Annotated in this window: 23 protein-coding genes and 1 pseudogene; 14 read left to right on the top strand and 10 right to left on the bottom strand. The window is 65.7% G+C overall.

The genetic code is table 11. The features are described 5' to 3' along the window. Positions 1-47: 47 nt before the first annotated feature. From EJ072_RS35420 to EJ072_RS35400, 5 genes are all read left to right on the top strand, one after another. Positions 48-848, top strand: a complete 801-nt coding sequence (locus EJ072_RS35420) for a GcrA cell cycle regulator (RefSeq protein WP_126083383.1) — start codon at positions 48-50, stop codon at positions 846-848. Positions 849-1,089: 241 nt separating this feature from the next. Further along, positions 1,090-1,782 carry a hypothetical protein gene (locus EJ072_RS35415; RefSeq protein WP_126083382.1) on the top strand — a complete coding sequence of 231 codons (693 nt, stop codon included), beginning with the start codon at positions 1,090-1,092 and terminating at the stop codon, positions 1,780-1,782. Further along, positions 1,703-2,080, top strand: coding sequence for a hypothetical protein (locus EJ072_RS35410; protein WP_126083381.1), 378 nt, complete (start codon positions 1,703-1,705; stop codon positions 2,078-2,080). Before EJ072_RS35415 ends, EJ072_RS35410 begins: the two co-directional genes overlap by 80 nt. A 172-nt stretch (positions 2,081-2,252) precedes the next feature. Continuing rightward, a complete protein-coding gene (locus EJ072_RS35405) occupies positions 2,253-2,849 on the top strand; it encodes a DUF6456 domain-containing protein (RefSeq protein ID WP_126083380.1) in 597 nt (198 codons plus the stop codon). Between the two features lie 43 nt (positions 2,850-2,892). After that, entirely contained in the window at positions 2,893-3,408 is a 516-nt protein-coding gene (locus tag EJ072_RS35400) for a hypothetical protein (protein ID WP_126083379.1), read from the top strand. A gap of 49 nt (positions 3,409-3,457) precedes the next feature. On the opposite strand, the gene EJ072_RS35395 is transcribed toward EJ072_RS35400, so the two are convergent. The 3 genes from EJ072_RS35395 to EJ072_RS35385 form a co-directional block, all read right to left on the bottom strand. Continuing rightward, entirely contained in the window at positions 3,458-4,705 is a 1,248-nt protein-coding gene (locus EJ072_RS35395) for a DUF763 domain-containing protein (protein ID WP_126083378.1), read from the bottom strand. Between the two features lie 305 nt (positions 4,706-5,010). Then, positions 5,011-5,325: a hypothetical protein gene (locus EJ072_RS35390; protein ID WP_126083377.1), complete on the bottom strand. Its 315-nt coding sequence runs from the start codon at positions 5,323-5,325 to the stop codon at positions 5,011-5,013. A gap of 228 nt (positions 5,326-5,553) precedes the next feature. Next, the gene (locus EJ072_RS35385; protein ID WP_126083376.1) at positions 5,554-5,874 is read right to left on the bottom strand and encodes a hypothetical protein; all 321 of its coding nucleotides are present in this window, start codon (positions 5,872-5,874) and stop codon (positions 5,554-5,556) included. A gap of 260 nt (positions 5,875-6,134) precedes the next feature. Here EJ072_RS35385 and EJ072_RS35380 point away from each other — a divergent pair. The 3 genes and pseudogenes from EJ072_RS35380 (at position 6,135) to EJ072_RS35375 (ending at position 9,138) form a co-directional block, all read left to right on the top strand. After that, positions 6,135-8,176, top strand: a pseudogene (locus EJ072_RS35380) (AI-2E family transporter). A 313-nt stretch (positions 8,177-8,489) separates the two neighbouring features. Beyond that, the gene (locus EJ072_RS36305; RefSeq protein ID WP_189343172.1) at positions 8,490-8,579 is read left to right on the top strand and encodes a putative RiPP precursor; all 90 of its coding nucleotides are present in this window, start codon (positions 8,490-8,492) and stop codon (positions 8,577-8,579) included. Between the two features lie 205 nt (positions 8,580-8,784). Continuing rightward, positions 8,785-9,138 carry a cupin domain-containing protein gene (locus EJ072_RS35375; protein ID WP_126083375.1) on the top strand — a complete coding sequence of 118 codons (354 nt, stop codon included), beginning with the start codon at positions 8,785-8,787 and terminating at the stop codon, positions 9,136-9,138. Positions 9,139-9,660: 522 nt separating this feature from the next. Here EJ072_RS35375 and EJ072_RS35370 read toward each other — a convergent pair. From EJ072_RS35370 to EJ072_RS35355, 4 genes are all read right to left on the bottom strand, one after another. Next, positions 9,661-10,452 carry an acyltransferase gene (locus EJ072_RS35370; protein ID WP_126083374.1) on the bottom strand — a complete coding sequence of 264 codons (792 nt, stop codon included), beginning with the start codon at positions 10,450-10,452 and terminating at the stop codon, positions 9,661-9,663. A 123-nt stretch (positions 10,453-10,575) separates the two neighbouring features. After that, positions 10,576-10,797 (bottom strand): alkylphosphonate utilization protein, encoded by a 222-nt coding sequence (locus EJ072_RS35365; protein ID WP_126083373.1) that lies wholly within the window; start codon positions 10,795-10,797, stop codon positions 10,576-10,578. A 474-nt stretch (positions 10,798-11,271) separates the two neighbouring features. Continuing rightward, complete coding sequence (locus EJ072_RS35360) at positions 11,272-11,514, bottom strand: hypothetical protein (RefSeq protein WP_108702863.1); 243 nt, start codon at positions 11,512-11,514, stop codon at positions 11,272-11,274. An 87-nt stretch (positions 11,515-11,601) separates the two neighbouring features. Next, positions 11,602-11,832, bottom strand: coding sequence for a hypothetical protein (locus EJ072_RS35355; protein WP_126083372.1), 231 nt, complete (start codon positions 11,830-11,832; stop codon positions 11,602-11,604). An 89-nt stretch (positions 11,833-11,921) separates the two neighbouring features. Here EJ072_RS35355 and EJ072_RS35350 point away from each other — a divergent pair, with 89 nt between their 5' ends. From EJ072_RS35350 to EJ072_RS37450, 3 genes are all read left to right on the top strand, one after another. Continuing rightward, positions 11,922-12,851 carry a hypothetical protein gene (locus EJ072_RS35350; protein ID WP_126083371.1) on the top strand — a complete coding sequence of 310 codons (930 nt, stop codon included), beginning with the start codon at positions 11,922-11,924 and terminating at the stop codon, positions 12,849-12,851. Between the two features lie 315 nt (positions 12,852-13,166). Then, positions 13,167-13,361: a hypothetical protein gene (locus tag EJ072_RS35345; protein WP_126083370.1), complete on the top strand. Its 195-nt coding sequence runs from the start codon at positions 13,167-13,169 to the stop codon at positions 13,359-13,361. Positions 13,362-13,426: 65 nt separating this feature from the next. Then, on the top strand, positions 13,427-13,549 hold the full coding sequence (locus EJ072_RS37450) for a hypothetical protein (protein ID WP_281058744.1): 123 nt from the start codon (positions 13,427-13,429) through the stop codon (positions 13,547-13,549). A 467-nt stretch (positions 13,550-14,016) separates the two neighbouring features. On the opposite strand, the gene EJ072_RS35340 is transcribed toward EJ072_RS37450, so the two are convergent. Further along, the gene (locus EJ072_RS35340) at positions 14,017-14,925 is read right to left on the bottom strand and encodes a LysR family transcriptional regulator (protein ID WP_126083369.1); all 909 of its coding nucleotides are present in this window, start codon (positions 14,923-14,925) and stop codon (positions 14,017-14,019) included. A gap of 134 nt (positions 14,926-15,059) precedes the next feature. Between EJ072_RS35340 and EJ072_RS35335 the strand changes: the two genes are divergently transcribed. Continuing rightward, the gene (locus EJ072_RS35335) at positions 15,060-16,487 is read left to right on the top strand and encodes an MFS transporter (protein WP_126083368.1); all 1,428 of its coding nucleotides are present in this window, start codon (positions 15,060-15,062) and stop codon (positions 16,485-16,487) included. A 447-nt stretch (positions 16,488-16,934) separates the two neighbouring features. Here the strand turns inward: EJ072_RS35335 and EJ072_RS35330 are convergent, their stop codons facing one another. Continuing rightward, entirely contained in the window at positions 16,935-17,174 is a 240-nt protein-coding gene (locus tag EJ072_RS35330; RefSeq protein ID WP_126083367.1) for a hypothetical protein, read from the bottom strand. A gap of 172 nt (positions 17,175-17,346) precedes the next feature. Next, on the bottom strand, positions 17,347-17,745 hold the full coding sequence (locus EJ072_RS35325) for a low affinity iron permease family protein (protein WP_126083366.1): 399 nt from the start codon (positions 17,743-17,745) through the stop codon (positions 17,347-17,349). A 323-nt stretch (positions 17,746-18,068) separates the two neighbouring features. Between EJ072_RS35325 and EJ072_RS35320 the strand changes: the two genes are divergently transcribed. Both EJ072_RS35320 and EJ072_RS35315 read left to right on the top strand, forming a co-directional pair. After that, a complete protein-coding gene (locus EJ072_RS35320) occupies positions 18,069-18,263 on the top strand; it encodes a hypothetical protein (protein WP_126083365.1) in 195 nt (64 codons plus the stop codon). A gap of 126 nt (positions 18,264-18,389) precedes the next feature. Beyond that, a complete protein-coding gene (locus EJ072_RS35315; protein WP_126083364.1) occupies positions 18,390-18,701 on the top strand; it encodes a hypothetical protein in 312 nt (103 codons plus the stop codon). The last annotated feature ends 3 nt before the right edge of the window (positions 18,702-18,704 follow it).

Raw genomic sequence — 18,704 nt, 5'->3', positions numbered from 1 at the left:
CCGGCGCTTCCCAAGCCCACGCCCCTAGCAATCGACGGAATGAGAAGATGGCAGCCGCCTATACCGAAAAGGAAATCGACGAGATCGCCGCCTGGCTGAAGGAGGGGCTGTCGGCCTCGCGCATCGCCGGCCGCTTCAGCGCGCTGCGCGGCGCCCCGGTCTCGCGCAACGCCATCATCGGCATCGTCCACCGCAACGCCGGCCTGCGCGCCATCGGCTTCGCCAACCCCAAGGGCGGCCGCGCCGGCGGCAGGCCGAGGAAACATGCCCGGCCGGATCGTCCAGGCAGGCGGGGCAGGACGGTGATTGGAGGGCTCTCCGAGCCGGCCGCGCTTTCCAGGTTCGCCGAGTTCGTGGAAGGCGCCGGCGTCGCAACCGCCAATCTCCCCCCTAGTGGGGGAGATGCCCGGCAGGGCAGAGGGGGGCGCTGTCCCGCCGACCTATCCGCTTGTGACACCCCCACGCAAAAGGACATCGCCAAAGCCCCTGCCACCCCCAAGCCCAAAAAAACCAAACCCCGTAAGCCCGCGCGCGCCTTGCCGCCGGCCTGGCTTGCGCCTGGCGAGCGCCAGAAATCCGAAGCGCATCTCTACAAGCTCCCCGCGCCGCCGCCTGCGGTAAACCCCGGCCGCCAGCCGCATGTCGCGGCCATGCGCTTCCTCGACTGCCTGTTCGGCCGCTGCCGCGCGCCGCTCGACCTGGCGCTGCGCGAGGATGCCGAAGCCGATCCGCTCGGCGCGCGCCCGGGACCGGACATGCTCTGCTGCGGCCTGCCGACGTCGGCCACGCGCTCCTACTGCGCGCACCACCACGCCAGGTTTCACGGCCATCGCGGGAGGGGGATGTGATGGGCGGGAGACCGGAGCTGCCAATCTCCCCCCTTGTGGGGGAGATGCCCGGTAGGGCAGAGGGGGGCGCGAAGGAACGCGACGTCTCAGAACTGCCTTTCGCTATGGTTTGTTGTGGTGGGGTAAGGATCCCAAACGCCGATAGGCTGGCGGGACAGCGCCCCCCTCTGTCCTGCCGGACATCTCCCCCACAAGGGGGGAGATTGGCCAATCGCCAATGCCCCGCCACCGAGCCCACCCCATGAGCGGCACGATCTGGTCGAAATTCTTCTGGTCGGACTGGGAGTCCGATCCGAACCTGCGGCTGTGCTCGCTCGCGGCGCAGGGCCTTTGGATGCGCATGCTGTGCATTGCCGCCGCGCACGAGCCCATCGGCTATGTCGCGATCGCCGGCAAGGGGCTGGAGGAGACGGCCCTTGCCCGCCTTGCCGGCTGTGCGGAGGGGGAGCTTGGCGCGCTGCTTTCCGAACTGGAAGGCAACCGCGTCTTCTCGCGCGATCGCCACGGCCGCATCTATTCCCGACGCATGATCGCCGACGCCCGCAAGGCGCGCGCGGCGCGCAAGAACGGCTTGAAGGGCGGCAACCCAAGCCTTTCGAAGGAAAGGGCTTTTTCGCCCCCGGATAAGCGGCGGGCAAGGGCCGGGGATAAGGCGGGCGATAAGCCCCATAGTCCAGACTTCCAGAGTCCACAATCCATCGATCCATCAAAAGAAAACGCCCCGGCGTTTTCTTCCTCCGCTTCGCGGAACAGGAATGGAAAAGCAGTTTCGGATCGCCCGGCCGCGCCCGGACAAAAATGGCGTGGGCGCAAAACCCATGTCGATGCCGCCAACGCAATCATCGAGGAGATCAATGACTGCAGCCGAATTGCAGCAGGCGGCGAAGGCGCTAGCCGCGATGTTTTCCTGCTTCCCGCAGTCCGCGCTGGCTGACGCCGAGATGCAGCTGCGCGGCTATCTGGCCGCCGTGCAGGATGCCGAGCTTCAAGACGTCGAGGCCGCGATCCGGCGCTTCATTCGCGGCGAGGCCAAGATGGCCAACGCCCAGTTCTGCCCGTCGAGCGCCCAGCTTTCCATCGAAGTGCGCGAGAGGCGGCTGATGCGGGAGCTGACGGCGAAGCGGAGTGTCCAGCTAGGCGCCAGTTCCTCGCCCCCGCAATGCGGGGGAGAGGTGGCGCGGCGAAGCCGCGACGGAGAGGGGGACGCCCTCCGCGAAATCAAAGCCGGCTGAGAACCCGGCACCTCGCATCACACGCGAAGCCGAACGAGAACACCCACCGTACGCCATTGGCTTCGCGGAGGGCGTCCCCCCTCTCCGTCCGCTTCGCGGCCACCTCTCCCCCGCGTTGCGGGGGCGAGGAACCCAAGTTCTGCAACGTCCCACCCCACAAAGGACCGCACCCATGCCCCGCAAGCCCTCAAAGAAACCCCAACCCCCAAAGCTTCCCAAGGGCGAGGCCGCGCAGGTGCGCATCCGCCGCGAGGTCGGCCATGACTTCGCCCTCAAGCAGGACGCCTTCGGCCGCCAGCGGCTGACCGCTGGCACGGCCGAGGCGCGCCGCGTCTACGAAGTGTCGAACGGCGGCTACACCTCCACCGGCGGCATCGTGCGCCTGCGCAATGTCGACCCGCTCACCGGCATCACCTCGCTGACGCGCCAGCAGCGCGAGGCCGGCCAGCGCTTTCGCGACGATTTCGAGCGCGCCGCCCGGCACGGCCTGCAGCCGCAATCCTGGAGCGAACGCGTTGACGCCAGCCGCGTCGGCGGCGGCGTCCCCGACCGCGTCCTCTCAGCCGGCCGGGCGCATGCCCATGCAGCCGCCGCGCTCGCCCATTGGGAGGTGGCGGAGGTGGTGCGCAAGACTTGCCTCGAAGGCCTGTCGGTGAAGGCCATCGCCGAGCGTAGCGGCGAGGGAAGGGATGTAGTGGTGAAGCTGCTGAAGGTCGGGCTGGATTTGTTGGCGGTGCACTACGGGATGATGGGGAGGAAGGCGGGGTGAAGGTGGCCTAGTATATGTCACTCAAGGCGTTATTGTTTACCCCATGAACGACGAAACTGAGCAACTGCTTGCTTACCTAACTGCAGACCCAACTGGTCAGCTGCACGATGGCCTAGGCTTAGTCGACAGATACCTCGAAGCTGTCGAACGACAACATGCTTTGATGTTCGATGCGTGGCGGCAGAAGAGATACAAACGCGCGTTGGTAGAGTTGCACTTTTTTCTAATCGCTATCGACAGAGTGAAGGATGGAATTGTCTTAGCGTCAAATGTCTTGGGCGCCGAAATGGCTAGCCATGTTGGGGCTTTGGATCTCTCAGCATACAAGAGAGCAAGGGATCATTTCGAGCATATTGAAGATCGGCTCTACGGCTCGCGAAAGAACGCACTGAAGAAGATCGAAGAAGCTGGGAACGAACGCACCATTCACTACGGCCTGTCTGCCGAAGACAAAAGCTTCCGATGGAGTGATCAGAAAATTGATGTCTCGGAAGAGTTTCTAAGTAGCTTTCTTTCTTGGGCGGCTGAGGCGAAAGCGATAGCCAATCGCTCCATTTAAACGTGAGGTGAAGCAGGCAGCGCGCAAGAGTCGTTCCCACGATTTTGCACTATTCCAACTTATCGCCCGCAGGCCCCTCCCACCCAAACACACTCCTACCCCCCAGCAGATGCGACTGGTCCATCTCGCCCGCCACGATCTCCTTCAAGCTCGGTCCGGTCACATACCGCTCCATCCGGCGTGACTCCCCGTCCAGCCTTCTTAGCGCCTCCAGCTCCTCGCCGCGCCCGAGCTTCGCCTTGCCCACCGCCGATTTCAGCACGGATATCGTCTCGTCATAGACCTTCAGCGGCACGGGGAAGGGGTGGCGGTCCTTGCCGCCGTGGGCTAGCGAGAAGCGGGCCGGGTCGGAGAAGCGGTAGGGCGCGCCGTGCACCACTTCGGAGACCATGGCGAGCGCCCGCACCGTGCGCGGGCCGACGCCGGGGACCAGCAGCAGCTCGGGGAAATCCTTCGGGCCGCTTTCGATTGCCGAGGCGATGTTGCCGTGCAGGCGGCGCATGACGATGTCGCTCTCGCGCACGTCGTGATGCGCGGGCATGATGAGGTTAGGCAGCATCGGCTGCGCGGCCGGTTCAGGCTCGGGCCGCGGCTCCAGCACGGCAAGCTCGTTCAGGATCTTTTCCGGGCTCATGGTCTTGAGCAACTCGACCTGGCTGCCGCGGGCTTTTTCGGCGCGCCGGTCGGTCAGGTTGACGATCTCGCCCTGGCGCTCGCCTTCGATTGCGGCATGCGGCTGGTCGACGAAGCTGGTCAAGCCTTCCGACAGCCAGTGATAGCGGCGCGCCTGGCGGGCATCGCCGTTCATGCCCTGCTGCACCACCACCCAGCGCCCGTCATCGGCGACGATGAAGCCGTGCAGATAGAGGTCGTAGCCGTCCTGCACGGCGGCGCTGTCCACCTTGGCGACCAGCCGGCTGGCGGTGGCAAGCGCATCGCCGTCCAGGCCGACATGCTCGCCGATGGCCAGCAATTCGCCCGGCGTCTTGCGCGAATGCGCGCCGCGCCCGCCGCAGACATGGATGCCGAGCTCGCCGGCCATCGGGTTCAGCCCGCGCTTCAGCGCGCCGATGACGGAAGTGGTGATGCCGGAGGAATGCCAGTCCATGCCCATCACGGCGCCGAAGGACTGGAACCAGAAGGGATGCGCCAGCCGCCGCAAAAGCTCGTCGCGGCCGTAATGGTGGATGATCGCCTCGCACAGCACCGCGCCGAGCTTGGTCATGCGCTCGCCCAGCCATTTCGGGACCCGCCCGCCATGCAGCGGCAGGTCGGCGCTGCCGCTTCGCTGCGTCACGTGATTCTCCTGGATGCCGGTGATTTAGATGGCATTTTGGCGGGGATTTGCAAGGCGCTGCGCGAAGCTGGCGAAAGAGGCCCAAACCATCTTCGTCATCCTTGGGCTTGACCCAAGGATCCATGCCGTGACGTGGGCCGAGGAATGCCACGGATCAGAATTCTGCGCCGTGGCAGCACTGCATGGATCCTAGGGTCTGCGCGCGTCGCTTCGCTCCTTGCTCCGCCCTAGGATGACGACCGCGAAGCGCGGCCACGCTTGCGTCTGGTCAATGCCGCTTCTGCCGTGCGCCAGTCGCCCACCGCCTAGTACTTGTAATAGTACCCGTGGTGATGCCTGTGGTGGTGCCTGTGGTGGTGCCTGTGATGGTGCCTGTAGTGGTGCCGGTAGTAATACCTGTGGTGCCGGTAGTAGCTGGGATAATAGTCGTCGTAGTAGCGCGGGCCGTAGTAGCGGCCGCCATAGTCGTAGAACGGACCGCCATACATCGGACCGCCGTAGAACGGAGAGCCGCCGAACGGACCGAAACCGAGACCGAGGAAGCCGTGCGCATCCGCCGGCGCTACCGTGGACGCCGCCGACGCGACTGCGATCACCGAAGCAAGTAGAAGTTTTTTCATGGCAACCTCCTCCTGAAGGCTGATTATCGGGTAACGCGCGGCGGGAGGCCTATGTTCCCGATCGCTAATATTTCCCGGAGTATCGAGGAGGAGAAAGCCGCCGCCAGCGGCATGGAGCGTTGCCACGGCGCGGCGACCAGAGGTTCTACCCGGTATTGCCCAGGGTCGACGCCATTGCTGTCGCGTCCGGCCCATCTCCCCACACGGGAGTTGGGCCGGTGCTGCGGGTCAGCGCTCGCAGATACGGATCTTTTCAATGACGCGGTGATGATGTCGCCAGTGCTTCACGATCCTGACCCGGCAATTGTCGTCATACCGGTTGTGATACCGAACCACGTAACGACGATGGTATGGGGTGTAGTAGTCGTCGTCATAGACGTGCCGGTAATACCGGTGATGGCGATAATATGGGCTGTAGTCATCGTTGTAGTAGTCGTCATCATAGCCCGGACCGATGCCGATACCGAGTTGCACGCCGCCGGCGCTGGCCGGCGCGATCGCAAACGCCGAGGCGATGGCGATCATCGAAGCAAGCAGAAGCTTTTTCATCGCTGCCTCCTTGAGTTTCAAGGCCCCTTCGGCAAGACAACGATTTCGCGCGGTCCATGTTCCCGGCGAGTTGCCAGGGTTGGCAGCCCGGACAGGGCATGGGCAGGACCAAGGCGGCGAATCCAGCGCCTTACTTCGTCCCCGCAACTTCATGAACCCGGATATTTATTAGAGCAGCTGCAACCGACCGGGCTTCGGCGCGTTGCACGCCGGCGAAGTATCTGGGATCATTGCCGGACAGACGGCATGGAGGCTCGATGGTGGCGGCCAATCGCGGGAACGGGGCGTCGGAGCCGAGGCTGGAAGGCCTGCTCGCAGCGTCCAGGGGCCATCCGCGCACGGCGCTGCCGACTGTGGCGAGCGTGGTGGTCACGGTGGCCGCGCTCTATTTCGGGCGCGAGGTGTTCCTGCCGATCGCCGTCGCGCTTCTGTTGACCTTCGCCATCGCGCCTGTCGTGTCCTCCCTGAAGCGCGCGGGGGTTCCGCGCATCGCGGCTGTCATCGCCAGCGTCGCCGGCGCCTTCGCCGCCCTTTCGCTGTTCTCCTTCGTCGTCGCCACCCAGGTCAGCGACCTCGCCCAGAACATCCCCTCTACCAGATCAACATCCTGACCAAGGTCCGCGCGCTGAAGGAAAACGGCCTCGGCGGCGGCATCATCTCGCGCCTCGGCGGTGTCATCGAGCGCGTCGGCCAGGAGATCGACCGCCAGGAGCCGCAGCTGCCCTCGGCCGCCCAGGCGCCGAAGCGCGAGCCGATCCCGGTCGAGGTCGTCGCGCATGAAAAGCCGCTCGAGGTGCTGCAGAACCTGATCGGCCCCGTGCTCAGCCCGCTCGGCTCCGCCGGCCTCGTCATCATCGTCGTCATTTTCATGCTGATGGAGCGCGAGGACCTGCGCGACCGCTTCATCCGGCTGGTCGGCTATGGCGACCTCCATCGTACCACGCAGGCGCTGCAGGATGCCGGCAAGCGCGTCGGCCAGTATCTGCTGATGCAACTGGTGGTCAACATCATCTACGCCGTGCCCATCACCATCGGGCTCTGGGTGCTCGGCATCCCCAACGCGCTGCTTTGGGGCCTGCTGGCGCTGGCACTGCGCTTCGTGCCCTATATCGGCCCGATCATCGGCGCGCTGCTGCCGCTGTTCCTCGCCTTGGCCGTGGCGCCCGGCTGGTCGCTGCTGTTGTGGACCGCCGCGCTGTTCGTCGTCGTGGAGCTCGTCACCGGCAATGTCATCGAGCCGTGGCTCTATGGCTCGCATACGGGCTTGTCGCCCCTGGCCATCATCGTGGCGGCGATCTTCTGGACCTGGCTGTGGGGGCCGATCGGCCTGGTGCTGTCGACGCCGCTCACCGTCTGCCTGGTGGTGCTCGGCCGGCACGTGCCGCAGTTCGAGTTCCTCGACGTCCTGTTCGGCAACGAGCCGGTGCTGGAGCCGCATGCCAGGCTCTACCAGCGGCTCCTGGCCGGCGACCCGGACGAGGCGACCGACCATGCCGAGGAGATGCTGGAGGACAAGTATCTGTTCGAATTCTACGGCAAGGTGGCGATTCCCGCGCTGCTGCTCGGCGAGCAGGACCGGGAGCGCGGCGTCATGGATGACGCGCAGCGCCGGCAGCTTGCCGACAGCGCCTTGACGCTGGTCGCCAATCTCGACGACAGCGCCCAGCAGGAGGCCGAGGAGGAAGAAAGCGAGCAGGCGGCCGCTGCCGATGAGAAGGCAGCCGACAGCAAGGCTGGCGAGAAAAACAAGGCTAGCGAGAAAAACAAGGCTAGCGAGAAAAACCCTGGCGAAGCCAAGCCTGCCGAGGTGGAGGAAGAGGAGGTCGATTTGCCCGACGGCTCGGGCATCGCAGTGCTCTGCGCCGGCGGGCGCGGCGAGCTCGACGACGCCGCCGCCGCGATGCTGGCCCAGGTGCTGGAAGTGCAGGGCGCTTCGGTGTCGAAGGCGAGCTTTACCGAACTCGAGCCATTGGCGATCCGCCGTCTCGACCTCGAAGCCATCGATGCCGTCGTGATCGGCTTCCTCAACCGCCAATCCACCCGGCACGCGCGCTTCATGGTTCGTCGGCTGAAGCGCATCAAGGCGAAACTTCGGGTCGGCATCGTTTTCTGGTCGGAAGTCGGCAATGGCGACGTCGGGGCCGCGGCAGAACTGGCTGCCACTCTAAACGCCGACTTCGTGGCCTTCGGCATGGTCGACGCGGTCACCGGAGCGCTTTCCAGAAAGACGGCCGTCACGCTGAAGGCCGGCCACCGGCGCAGACAGCCGGCGCGCCGCAAGCAGCTGCAGGCCGCGGAGTGAAGGCGGAGCGCCCGCCAGTCGCGTGGTGTCGGCATAACGGTGGGGAAAAGAAAAACTCGCCGGACCTAACCCTGATGCCCAAACCCACAGGCCCGGCGAGATTTAAACCTGATCCCTCGATCAGGACCGGCGGGAGGACACCGGCAATCTCTTCATAGCAAGACGAGTGCCAGTCCCGAAACGGGACAGTGATGCTTAACGCCGTAATCCCTGCGGAACGTCTGTTAAGTGTTGCTAATGTGCTACAGCTTATAGGCCGCGCCAGCTTTAAAGTTGCACATGCGGACCTACGAAGCCTTGAAAGGGGGGTGCCTTGAAGAAGACCTATGAGAAGCCTGTTCTGGCGAAGCGTGAAAAGCTGAGCGTTGTCACCGCAACGCCGCCATCTTCCATTCCGACCTGATCTGGCCGGAAACCGAAAAGCCCGCCATCCGGCGGGTTTTTGATTCTGGATGCAACTCGGCCGAGCTGAACCCCGCTGATCCTCAGCTGCGGACCGTTAGGCATCCGTCGCCACATCGCCTTCCGCTGTCGTATCGCCGCGTGCAACCCATGCCGCCATCGGCTATGCCGTCGCCAGCCAATTCCGGCGAACCGAGGAGCATTCGATGACCAGACCCACCATTCTCAAATTCGGCGCCGTCGAGCATGCCGATGGCGGCGACCTGCCGGGCTGGATCGCGGTCGAGGGTTCCCCCACGATGCAAACCGCCGTGCAGCACACCACCGAGGACGGCAAGGTGATGTCCGGCACCTGGCGCGCCTCGCCCGGCACCTATCATGCCACCTACACCGACTATGAATTCGTCCACATGATCGCCGGCCGCATCATCATCACGCCCGACGGCGGCGAGCCGGTCGAGGTCGGCCCCGGCGACGCCTTCGTCGTCGAGGCGGATTTCAAGGGCACCTGGAAGATCCTCGAGCCGGTGACCAAGCATTTCGTGGTTGTGGTGGGCTGAGGCGCGGCGCCGAAGCTGCTAATCTCCCCCTCGTGGGGGAGATGGCCGCAGGCCAGAGGGGGCGCATTGAGGCGCCGACGCCCCTCCGGTCGTCATCCTCGGGCTTGACCCGAGGATCCATGCCGTGACCTTCGCCGCGAAGCGCGGCGGTGCAGAATTCTGTACCCGTTGCAAAGCCTTAGCGTCACGGCATGGATCCTAGGGTCTGCGCGCGTCGCTTCGCTCCTTGCTCCGCCCTAGGATGACGAACGGGTGGGCGTCGTCGCCCTATCTTCCCACCTTCGACATCACCCTTTTCTCCACCTCCGGCTCCAGCGATTCCGCGAAGGGCGTGGCCATATGGTGCTGGTCGCGGAAGGCGAGCTTGCCGTCGAGGAAGGCGTCGCAAAGTCGGTGAGGTCGACGTAAGCAGCGTTGGGGATGCTGTCGACGATGTCGCGCTCAACCGTATGGCGTCGTTGGCCGTGTCGCCGCCGCGTCCCGCCATGATGGCTCGGCCGCGCTGGCGGCGATGATGCGCTGCTACGGATCGAGGTCGCGCACGGCAAGCCTGGCATTGCCGTGGGCGGCTGCGACGCCGGTGCCGGTCAGGAGGAGGACCGGCACCGGCGCCCGCGCCGCATTGGCCATCAGCCAGCCGTTGCGACGGATCGGGTTCTCGATGAGGTGGCAGGTAAGGGCGGACAGCGCCAGCGTCAGCGCGAGGCAATGAAGCCGTTCGATGGGCGTCAGCTCCGGCGCCAGCATGCCGGCATAGACGATGACCGGCCAATGCCACAGATGGATCGAATAGGAGAGCCTGCCGCTCCATTGCAAAGGCGGCAGCGCCAGGGCGGCATTCACCCAATTCCGCTCGGAATCGGGTGAGTAGCCGTCCCTGGCGCCGGCCGCTCCCGCCTTGAGCAGAAGGACCGCGCCGGCGACAGGCAGAAGCGCCAGAAAGCCGGGGAAGGGAGCGTCCTCGCTGAAGGTGAGATAAGCGGTCCCGATCATCGTCAGGCCGGCCAGGCTCAACGCCCGCCCCAGCAGCGGACGCGCCTGCAAAAGCCGCGCCGGCGCCATCGATGCGAGGCCGCCGGCGGCAAATTCCCAAGCGCGCAGCGGCGAGAAGTAGAAGGCCCAGGGCTGCGAAACGTTCGTCGGCCAGGCCCAGAGGATGAAGGAGACCAAGCCCGAGATGACGAAGAAGATGTCGACCCCGGCAAAGCCGCCCGGCAGCGCCGCCAGGCCGAAATGGCAGGCCACGACGCCCGCCACGGCCACCGCCCGCAACCCTTCGATATCGGGTCGGAAATCCTGCGCCGATGCTGACACGAATACGAACCTCGTTAATGCTCGTTCGTATCCCGCCTGAGGCAAAGCCTCGGCCCTATGCGCCGCTATCGCAATGCAACAAATCTAACGCAGTGCAACATAAGGGGAGATGGGATCCCGCAATCACGCCTTTTTCAGGAACTCCGTCTTCAGCACCAGGCCCTTGACCTGCTTGGTGTTGCATTCGATCTCGCCGGGATTGCCGTTGAGGCGGATGTTCTTCACCAGCGTGCCGCGCTTGATCGTCTCGGACGTGCCCTTGACCTTGAGGTCCTTGCTCAGCGTCACGGAGTCGCCATCCTTCAGCGGCGTGCCGTTGCTGTCTTTCACGATAGGGTCGGTCATGGCGGTCTTTCATCAATTGGATGGCCTGCGCCCGCCTATCGCGCCGGCAATGGCCTGGTCAAGCCGCGCGCTTTTCCCCGCGGACCGCAGCCCCTGAAGTCCGCGTAGGAGGCAGGCACTGCCGTGCCAGCGGCGCTAAGCCCCCAGCCCTCAGGATGGCTGGGTGGCTGTTGGCCGGGTCGTTCGCCCGCGCATTTCCCGCAATTGGCCTAGAAATGCAGGTCCAGCGGCTGCGGATAGGCCTGGCCCGGATCCCCGGTCTCCGGCGTCTGGCCCGCCAAAGGCACGATGCCGCCGGTTGCCGTCTGATCGAGCGGCGGCCGATGCTTGCCAGTCGTGGCGGCCTTTTTTCGGTCACCACGATTTTCGTCTTGGCCCCGGCCCCTTGCGTCAGCGCGACCGAAAGGAGAAGCGCCGTCAGCGCGGATAGGACGATCTTCATGGCCGGTTTCCGTTCCTGGCTCTGCGGCCTCCTCATGGCTTGAAGCCAGATGCGTCGAGCAGCGCGACCTGCTTGCCGTCGACATAGAAGCGTATCGCATGCGCGTCGTTGTCGATGTCGATGCGGGTGGGCGACGCTCCTTGCGTGGCGGGCGTTGCCTTGACGTATTTCGACTGGAATTCCCCCTGCGGCGCGTTGATGAACAGCAGCGCCAGCGCTATGCATCCTGAAACAAACAAGATGAAGGTGAGTGTCGAAGAAGTGGTCGAAGTCATCTGAACATTCCTTCCGGATGAGGTGGCAATACGGTTTGCTCGTCGCCGGCTTTGGCCGGGATTCGGCGTCGCTCGAAATCGAGCGTGTCACAGCTCTGCGAAGGAAGGGGATGACGTGCTCAAGCCCACATTCAGCGCGTTTTTCATGACGGTCTGCCCCTTGCCCGCAGCGAGCTTAGCGCCGGCTGCCCGGGGGCAAAGGGCGGCCATGTGGAAGGGCGTGGAATTCTGCGGAATTTCCGCGGTATAGGCCTGTGGAAGGTTGGGATGCGGACATCGGGCGCAGGACGAAAGTCCGGCGCGCAGCGTCGCGACCATGCGTATCATCACGAGTCGACGCCGTGCCCGGGGGCGGCCGCGGCCAGGCATGATTCTCGGAAGGGCATGGGGTCCGAGGGGGCGCTTCGATGGCACAACATATCGCGCAGAAGCTGCGGCTGACATCGGCCCTGCTCGGCACCGTCACCCGCAAGGATCTCGCGGCGGCGTTCCGTTCCGTCAACGCCAGGACGGCATTCGATCTCGGCCGCGCCGACAAATGGCTGCAGGGCCGGGCTCAGCCGCGCGAGCAAAGCGTCTACGACGATTGGGCGAAAGTGCTGCGCCTCGAGCAGCCCGGCGCCTGGATCGCCGAGAGCGATCTGCCGAGCTTCGCGGCCGCAATCGCCGCCCGCCACGGTATTGACGCGGCGGAGCTCGAACGCCGCGCTCGCGCTCAGTCCGCTGCCTCGCCCGGACATGACGACAAAGGCATCGGACTGGCGCTCGCCGGGACCTATGCCTGGTACTCTCACGCCTGGTCGCCCTATTATCGCGGCCAGCTCATCAGGGGCCGCCTGGCGATCGAGGCGGGGCCCGGTGCGCATGCCTTCAACGCCATATATCGCGAGACATCGCCGACCGGGCAGTTGCAGTTCTCCGGGCCGGTCACGCCGGCAAAGCGCAGCCTCTATCTGCATCTGAAGGAGGTGGGCGGCGAGGCGCAGTCCTTCCTTTGCCTGTTCCCGCATACGCAGCCGGTGAGCGTGCTCGGCGGCTATATGGTCGGCACCGCCATCTTCGCCCCGGAAGCGCAGCCCTCGCTCACCAGGATCCTGTTGGTGCGCCTGCGCGATGCGCCCGCCGCCGAACAATGGGGCCCCCTGCCGCCCGGCATCTCGATCGCCGCCGACCTGGCAAGTCTCGGCATCGTCATGGAGCACCCGGAAGCGGTCGATCGCCAGCTCGGCCATTTCCTCAGCGCCGACGGCGATGGCGGCGTCAACCAGATCCCGCCGTCCGAGTTCCGCGCCATCGTCAACGTGTTCGACCGCCATTGGCTGCAGCACGCCGGCTAATTGTCCCGTGTCATTCCCGCGCGCGCAAGCGCGATCGGTTACGTTGCAAGCAGCGGCAGAACTGGAATCCGGGACCGGCCAGGAGCGGGCGGTACACTGCATGTGCCCGCCCGTCCGGCGCCGCCGCCAAGCTGCTGAAACCCCGTCCGTCCCCAACAGCAACGGTCATGGCGTGACCAGTGCTTGCGGAGTGCCATTGGCGCGGTGCCCTGTCAACGCCGTCGCCGAGGGCTCAAGAAGCGCCTTTTTAGCCGCCTTTTTCGCGCTCGAAGCACGCTTGGCAGTCATGCTGGGGCCACGGCGAAGAGCCATGAAATGGCGGAATTCCGGGCATTTCCGATGTCCAGCATACCGCGCCGCACATATATGCGTATCCGCTTGAATAAGCTGATTTTTCGCCAGACCGACTGTCCCTTCGATCCCGACTTTTTTTGGGTGCATTTCGCAGCGCGGCATCGGGCGACCGGCAGCGGCCGATTTTCCCTTGAAGCGGCATCGGAGGCTCTGTGAGCCATTTCATGATGTTCTCATGAAATGCATGGTAGAGTATGGCGCAAGCGAAGGGGGAAGTTGCGATGGCCAATCGGTTGTTCGAGATCCTTGCCAGACGGCGCGGGTGGCTGGACCGGGTCGCGTTGGGGCTGCTTGTCTTCCTGGCGACCCTGGTCGCCGCGCTGATGGGCGGCGCCAGCGCCTAAAGCAATTCCGGCAAACGGATCGACTATTCTCTGTCCGATCGCTTTGAATTCGAAGGTCGCGGGCCTGAGCCGCACCGGCCGTGATCCACCTCTCGCCGCTCAGTCCTGCAAAAGAGGAGGTGCGCCGTAGCCGCGCAGGCCGGTTCCGTTGCAGGCCTGGCAGGAAACCCGTTGTCCGGGGCAATTGTCGCGCAACGTGCCCGAGGGACAGCATGAGCTTTTCGACGCCACCTGCTTTTCACACTCGAACACCTTGCCGGCGCCCAGGCACCGGGGGCACGCGAACTTCCTGAATTCGCCCAAGCGAGCCTCCGGCTGTTGCAAAAGCGCCCGGCAACGCGCTGACCATGCCGTGGGTTCCATGAACGGCACGGTTTTTCTTGCGCGCAGTATACGTTAGTTAAGGCTAACGTTAACGAAGTGCCTCCCGCGGCGCATCGTTGGTTCCCTCGCCGCGTCAATCCCTTTCAAGGGCCGGGATTACGCGCCCCGCCGCACACCTCCTTCACCAGCCCCCGCAGCCACCGATGCGCCGGATCGGCATCGAGCCTCGGATGCCACAACAACGAGATCGTCAGCGGGGCAAGTTTGACCGGCAGTGAAAAGGTGAACAGGCCCTCGCGCAGCGTGCCCGTATAGCGCTCCGGCACCGTGGCGATGAGGTCCGAGCCCCGCGCCAGCGCCAGCGCCTCGGCGAAGCCGCCGACCACGGTCGCGATCGTCCGCGTCAGCCCGGCGAGTTCCAGCGCGTCGTCTACCGGGCCGCGATCGAGCCCGCGCCGCGAGATCAATATGTGGCGTCCGGCCGCGAAGCGGGCGGCGGTGACGCGGCCTTCGCTTAACTCATGGCCGGCCCGCGCGACGCCGACGAAGCGGTCGCGGAACAGCGCCCGCGAGCGCACCTCCGGCCCGGTCGTGGTGCCGATCACGCCGGTCTCCAGATCGACCTCGCCCTCGCGCATCGGGCCGCTGTCCTTGTCGGGCTTGGGCACGAAGCGCAATTGCACGCCCGGCGCTTCCCGCGACGCGCGGGCCAGCAGCGCCGGGCCGAAATTCTCGACGAAGCCGTCGCTGTTGCGCAGCGTGAAGCTGCGGTTGAGCCGCGCGAGGTCGAGCCGCTCGGCGGGCCGCAGCATCGCTTCCGCCTCCTTGACCAGCCGGCCGACTTCCGCGCCGAGCTCCGCGGCGCGCGGCGTCGGCACCAGGCCTCGCCCGGCGCGCACCAGAAGCGGATCGCCGGTCGCCTCGCGCAGCCTCGCCAGCGCCCGGCTCATCGCCGAGGGGCTGAGCTTCAGCCGCCGCGCGGCCCTGGCGACGCTGCCTTCGGCAAGCAGCACATCCAGCGTGACGAGCAGGTTGAGATCGGGTCGCGACATAGGCGCAACCATAGCATGGTTGTTGCTCGGTGACATGGCGTTTCGTGCACTGATCAAGTGCAAATGCTGCGCGTTCCGCCATATCCGCTGGACGCCTATCTTCCCGGCGCATTTCACCCGACGGAGAAGACATCATGGCCGATATTGCCGAGACCCGCGCTGCGCCCGTTAGCCGTTCGACGGCGGGTGCGCTGGCCAGCCTGTCTCTGGCCATGCTCGTCTCGTCGCTCGCCACCAGCATCGCCAATGTCGCGCTGCCGACGCTGAGCGTGGTCTTCGCCGCGTCCTTTCCGGCGGTGCAATGGGTGGTGCTTGCCTATCTGCTCGCCATCACCGCGCTGATCGTCAGCGTCGGGCGCCTCGGCGATCTCGTCGGCCGCCGGCTGCTGCTGATCGCCGGCCTGGCGCTGTTCAGCGCCGCCTCGTTTGCCGCCGCGCTTGCCCCGTCGCTGGCGCTGCTGATCGCCGCGCGCGCCGTGCAGGGGCTGGGCGCGGCAGTGATGATGGCGCTGACGATAGCCATCGTCGGCGAGACGGTGCCGAAAGAGCGCACCGGCAGCGCCATGGGCCTGCTCGGCACCATGTCGGCGATCGGCACGGCGCTCGGCCCATCGCTCGGCGGCGTGCTGATCGCCGCTCTCGGCTGGCGCTCGATCTTCCTCGTCAATGCCGCGCTGGGCGGCGCCGCGCTGCTCGCCGCCTGGCGCTTCCTTCGAGCGGCGAGTATCCCGCGCCAGGCGGCGGGCGCGAAGGCCCGCTTCGATGTGCCGGGCACGCTGCTGCTCGCTGCCACGCTCAGCGCCTATGCGCTGGCGATGACCAGCGGGCGCGGCCATTTCGGCGGCCTCAACGCGGCGCTGCTCGGCGCGGCCGCGGCCGGCGCGGCGCTGTTCGCCGTCGCCGAGGCCAAGGTGGCGTCGCCCCTGGTCAAGCTCGCGCTGCTGCGCGACAGGGTGCTGGCGCCGAGCCTCGCCATGAACGCGCTGGTCTCGACAGTGATGATGGCCACCCTGGTCGTCGGCCCGTTCTTCCTGTCGCGCGCGCTGGGCCTGAGCGAAGCGGCGACCGGAGCCGTGCTGTCGATCGGCCCCGTGGTCTCGGCGGTCTGCGGCGTCATTGCCGGGCGTATCGTCGATCGGCTGGGGGCGGCCGCGATGGTCGTCGCCGGCCTGGCGCTGATGGTCGCCGGCTGCGCCGCGCTCACAGCGCTCCCGGGCCTCTTCGGCGTTGCCGGCTACGCGGCGGCGATCGCCGTGCTCACGCCGGGCTACCAGCTGTTCCAGGCCGCCAACAATACCGCCGTCATGGCCGATGTCGACAGAAGCGAGCGCGGCGTGGTGTCGGGCATGCTCAGCCTCTCGCGCAATCTCGGCCTCGTCACCGGCACGGCGGTGATGGGCGCGGTGTTCGCCTTCGCCGTGGGGACGAGCGATATCGCGGCGGCGGCCCCGGCGGCCGTCGCGCGCGGAATGGCGATGACCTTTGCGGTGGCTGCGGGGTTGGTCGTCGTCGCGGTTGCAATTGCGGTTGCCAGCGGTCGGAGGGAGCGCTGCAGCGCCTGATTTCCGGAGCCCAGTCTGCGCTGTGACACAAGGATGCGGACGCGAGGCGATGCCCGGCGGGAAGGAAAGGGAGACTCCGTTAACAAATGCAAATGTCAGAGCTGAGAAGTGTGCGCAGTCTCACTCAGGCCAACGCATGGATGGTCTATAACGTCTACACGGGCAGGGCGGGGCAGCGCTTCCGCGGACTGTCGAGTGGGCGTGGCGGGGAGGTCGAAGCGATGCATGAAACATGGTGGCAGCGGCGGGAAGCTCAGCCTCTGATTCCTGAGCGTGAACTTCGCTTTATGATGAAACTCGGGCGTGTGGAGCGCGACGAGGCGATGAGATTGCTGGGGCGATACCGTGGGGACCGCGAGGCGGTATATGCCGAGTTGAGAAGGCGCGATATGATCAGGGTACGCAACGCGCGGCCTCACTGATCACTTCATGCGGCCCCTCGGGAAGTTACAGCCCGAGCGTCCAGCCGGCCGCAGTTTCAGGTCTCCTGTTTGGCCGGAATGGCGCAACGAAGACGGCCGGCCGATGCGTGATCTCGACGAATGCGGCTGCGGCGGTCTCGACGGCATCGGCTGAATGGTCGACCCTGTCGAAGCGCTTCACCACGCGCTCATGCAGCATCGACAGCCTTGCGGCCCGGTGGAGATCGGCGCGCTTCTCGCCGTGCATGTCGAGCGGGGCGAACATAACCATCCCCAAAAACGGCGATGCCCGGCATTTTGTTCCGATCGGCCCGCGTGACAACGCTGCGCCGGGACGGCTTCCCGGAGGCTTCCGCGATCGCGTAATTTCGCCGCCGCCTGAGAGGCCTATCTTTGCCTGGCGGCGGTGCCCATTCCGCCTTCGGCCGGTGCCTCAGCTACCCCAACGAACCCCCACCCACTGCGGCGCCGGCCTCATCTCTCGCGCCGTTTAACGCCTCTGACGCCGCCAGGCGCCCGGCTTCGATCTCCAGTGCCATCAGCTTGGATTTGATCTCATGCGGCTCGGCATGTTCGAGCCCGACCACGTCGTTGCGCGTCTGCTTCAGCGCAATGACGATCTCGTCGAGCTTGGCGTGGATGGCGGCGGTGTCCCGGTAGCCCTGGATGAGGACCACCCCGGTGATGATGATGGCCGCCACGGACAGGGCATAGGTCACCACGCCTGTAAGCCCGAGCGGCACCAGCAGCGTGCAGGCGGCCATGGCGGCAAGCATCGCGTAGAAGCCGGGCGGGCGCGACAGGAAATCGGCGATGCGGAAGAGCAGGCGGTTCATCGTCCGACTATCCGAGCAGCATGCCGGCTACCAGCACGGTGAGCAGCACCGATGCCGGCACCGCCAGAAGCCAGCGCGCCTCCAGAACACTGTTGCGATCGTCGTCCATGTTCATTGCTCCTCTTGGCGGGCGCCCTGCCGCGAATTCCCCGCCGGCAAACGAGGCTGGGAAGCTTTCGTTCCCCAATCCGGCGACGGTCGCAAAGCGATGTCGGACTGAGGTCGGACGGGCGTGCGAAGAGGACCGAGCGCCGCAACCAAAGCCAGGGCTTCGCATTGGCACGCGCGCCGATTTTTCGCGCGTCGCCGATAGGGGAGCACACATGAGCCTTGATAGACCGACAGATGATTTAGACGACCAACCCTACGAGCCGGCGGCCTTCGCCAGCAAATACGGCCTGCCGCCGCGGCTCGCCAAGACGATGATCGAGGCCAACGGCCCCGAGCGGCGCGCCTGCGACGCCGCCGCCAAGACCTACCTGCGCTACATGGCGCTCCGGCGTCGGCGCGAAAGCTGAGCCTGCCGCCGGCTGTGCTTTTCCGCCTGGCGCGGTCCCATTGCGGATGCAACCCGGGCGGGAACCAAAGCGGAGGGCGGCGGTTTACCCGGCGAAGGGATGAATTCAGGAATTAGGAAAAGAGCAATGAAAACAGTGCTTCTTGCCGCCCTGGCGCTCTGTGTCGCAGCGCCCGCCTTCGCCTCCGCGGCCGAGGCCGATGTCGTCATCAGGACACATAACAGGCATCACTATCACCACCGCCCGGCGGTCGTCATCAATGACGAAGGCCACCGTCTTCACCACCGCCACCACGGCACGGTCGCCTTTTACGACAATGGCAAGCGCGCCTGGCGTCACCGCCACCACCGCCGCGACGACACCGTGATCGTCACGGGTTCGATCGGCCACCGGCACCATCACCGTCCGGTCGTGGTCGAGAGCGACTCCGACTATTGACGC

The organism is Mesorhizobium sp. M2A.F.Ca.ET.046.03.2.1 (assembly GCF_003952425.1).
GTDB lineage: Bacteria > Pseudomonadota > Alphaproteobacteria > Rhizobiales > Rhizobiaceae > Mesorhizobium.
The sequence above is the reverse complement of the archived record's forward strand: the minus strand, read 5'-3'. Positions and strand labels throughout refer to the sequence as shown.

Excerpts from the sequence above, each read along its gene's own strand:
- EJ072_RS35420 (WP_126083383.1), top strand. The coding sequence starts at position 48 with ATGGCAGCCGCCTATACCGAAAAGGAAATCGACGAGATCGCCGCCTGG.
- EJ072_RS35415 (WP_126083382.1), top strand. The coding sequence starts at position 1,090 with ATGAGCGGCACGATCTGGTCGAAATTCTTCTGGTCGGACTGGGAGTCC.
- EJ072_RS35410 (WP_126083381.1), top strand. The coding sequence starts at position 1,703 with ATGACTGCAGCCGAATTGCAGCAGGCGGCGAAGGCGCTAGCCGCGATG.
- EJ072_RS35405 (WP_126083380.1), top strand. The coding sequence starts at position 2,253 with ATGCCCCGCAAGCCCTCAAAGAAACCCCAACCCCCAAAGCTTCCCAAG.
- EJ072_RS35400 (WP_126083379.1), top strand. The coding sequence starts at position 2,893 with ATGAACGACGAAACTGAGCAACTGCTTGCTTACCTAACTGCAGACCCA.
- EJ072_RS35390 (WP_126083377.1), bottom strand. The coding sequence starts at position 5,325 with ATGAAAAAACTTCTACTTGCTTCGGTGATCGCAGTCGCGTCGGCGGCG.
- EJ072_RS35385 (WP_126083376.1), bottom strand. The coding sequence starts at position 5,874 with ATGAAAAAGCTTCTGCTTGCTTCGATGATCGCCATCGCCTCGGCGTTT.
- EJ072_RS35375 (WP_126083375.1), top strand. The coding sequence starts at position 8,785 with ATGACCAGACCCACCATTCTCAAATTCGGCGCCGTCGAGCATGCCGAT.
- EJ072_RS35365 (WP_126083373.1), bottom strand. The coding sequence starts at position 10,797 with ATGACCGACCCTATCGTGAAAGACAGCAACGGCACGCCGCTGAAGGAT.
- EJ072_RS35360 (WP_108702863.1), bottom strand. The coding sequence starts at position 11,514 with ATGACTTCGACCACTTCTTCGACACTCACCTTCATCTTGTTTGTTTCA.
- EJ072_RS35355 (WP_126083372.1), bottom strand. The coding sequence starts at position 11,832 with ATGGTCGCGACGCTGCGCGCCGGACTTTCGTCCTGCGCCCGATGTCCG.
- EJ072_RS35350 (WP_126083371.1), top strand. The coding sequence starts at position 11,922 with ATGGCACAACATATCGCGCAGAAGCTGCGGCTGACATCGGCCCTGCTC.
- EJ072_RS35345 (WP_126083370.1), top strand. The coding sequence starts at position 13,167 with ATGGCGGAATTCCGGGCATTTCCGATGTCCAGCATACCGCGCCGCACA.
- EJ072_RS37450 (WP_281058744.1), top strand. The coding sequence starts at position 13,427 with ATGGCCAATCGGTTGTTCGAGATCCTTGCCAGACGGCGCGGGTGGCTG.
- EJ072_RS35340 (WP_126083369.1), bottom strand. The coding sequence starts at position 14,925 with ATGTCGCGACCCGATCTCAACCTGCTCGTCACGCTGGATGTGCTGCTT.
- EJ072_RS35335 (WP_126083368.1), top strand. The coding sequence starts at position 15,060 with ATGGCCGATATTGCCGAGACCCGCGCTGCGCCCGTTAGCCGTTCGACG.
- EJ072_RS35330 (WP_126083367.1), bottom strand. The coding sequence starts at position 17,174 with ATGTTCGCCCCGCTCGACATGCACGGCGAGAAGCGCGCCGATCTCCAC.
- EJ072_RS35325 (WP_126083366.1), bottom strand. The coding sequence starts at position 17,745 with ATGAACCGCCTGCTCTTCCGCATCGCCGATTTCCTGTCGCGCCCGCCC.
- EJ072_RS35320 (WP_126083365.1), top strand. The coding sequence starts at position 18,069 with ATGAGCCTTGATAGACCGACAGATGATTTAGACGACCAACCCTACGAG.
- EJ072_RS35315 (WP_126083364.1), top strand. The coding sequence starts at position 18,390 with ATGAAAACAGTGCTTCTTGCCGCCCTGGCGCTCTGTGTCGCAGCGCCC.